The sequence below is a fragment of the Sphingobium sp. AP50 genome, assembly GCF_900109095.1.
Classification (GTDB): Bacteria; Pseudomonadota; Alphaproteobacteria; order Sphingomonadales; family Sphingomonadaceae; genus Sphingobium.
On the sequence record NZ_FNYZ01000066.1, the window covers coordinates 1 to 1281 of the forward strand.

The following is a 1281-nucleotide window of genomic DNA, read 5'->3' on the forward strand; positions in this document are numbered from 1 at the left end:
CCGACCTCCATGACAGTCGGAAGCCTATGAATCAGAACAGATTCATCTTGGGAATCGGAAAATCTCTTCAACCCCAAATTCGTCCACACGGCCTAAAATCTCGTGCCGCTGCATGAGAACCGCCATTGTTCGGGTAAAGCATGAAAGGAACATAGCACGAACGATGAAAAAGTCAAAAATGTGCTAGCGTCGTGCTAACGAAAAAAGCCCCTCCGGGAAGGAGAGGCCTTTTTCTAAGCAATTGATTTATCGCGTTTAGTTGGTTGCGGGAGCAGGATTACAAATCATCACACACGGAATTGATTTATATAGCAATAAAGCTCTATTCAAATTTAGAAGTTCAACAATTTAATCAACAACGATATTGAACTTCTTGGGACAATATAATCCTTTGTAGTTCCATTGTCAATTTGATGCCCGCACAGATCAGCGAGGATTGATTTTCAATTTTGACTTGGATCCCTGCGGCACGAACATCTTCGTGCCTTATCGATGATAATCATCCAAACCTGTTCTCCGGGGCGGGTGAAGCCTCCGACTTTGCGACCCCATCCAACGTGCTAAGAATTCAAAATTTTCCTAACCAAACACCCAAGTGCCCCCGGCGGTTTCGATTTGAAGCGCGACACCCGAGGTGATGCGTAGCATTTCATCCGGGGTGGGGCGAGCCCCACCCCGGATGGCAAAATTTATCCGGCCTTGAGCAGGGTGATCTGCTCTCCCAGGACTTCGTGCGGAGTGCGGTAGCCAAGGCACTTGCGGGGTGTGGTGTTGAGGAGATCGGCAACGGCCTGGATCTCTTTGTCCGACATGAGCGCAATGTCAGTATCGGAGGGCAGGAAACGCCGTATTCGGCCATTACAATTTTCCACGCCGCCTTTCTGCCAAGGCGCTGACGGCAGGCAGAAATAGCTGGAGACCCGCAAAAACCGATAGCGTTTGGACGGCGATAATGATTCATAGAGGGCGCGCGATCACGGAGGCCAGCTATGGATCCCAAGTCCCTGTTCAGTTTGAGCGATCACCTTGAGGCATTGAGCAAGGAGGGCGATCCGCTTGAGGTTTTGCAGGAGACGGTGGATTTCGAGTATTTCCGGGCGTGGCTGGTCGAAGGGCTTGGTTATGGCGATGGAGCCAAAGGCGGGCGCCCACCCTTCGATCCGGTGATGATGTTCAAGGCCCTGATCCTGCAGGCGCAGCATAATCTGTCAGACGCCCGGATGGATTTCATGATCCGCGATCGGCTGAGTTGGCTGCGGTTTCTGGGGCTGTCGCTTGGGG

General features: G+C 51.7%; 1 protein-coding gene and 1 pseudogene. One reads left to right on the top strand and one right to left on the bottom strand.

The window, feature by feature from the left end; all coding sequences use genetic code 11:
- Positions 1-689: 689 nt before the first annotated feature.
- Positions 690-914: pseudogene (locus tag BMY84_RS28880) on the bottom strand (transposase); the annotation flags it as partial.
- Between the two features lie 75 nt (positions 915-989).
- On the opposite strand from BMY84_RS28880, the gene BMY84_RS28885 reads away from it, so the two are divergent.
- The coding region (locus BMY84_RS28885; protein ID WP_143075214.1) for a transposase at positions 990-1281 on the top strand (292 nt) is incomplete at its 3' end.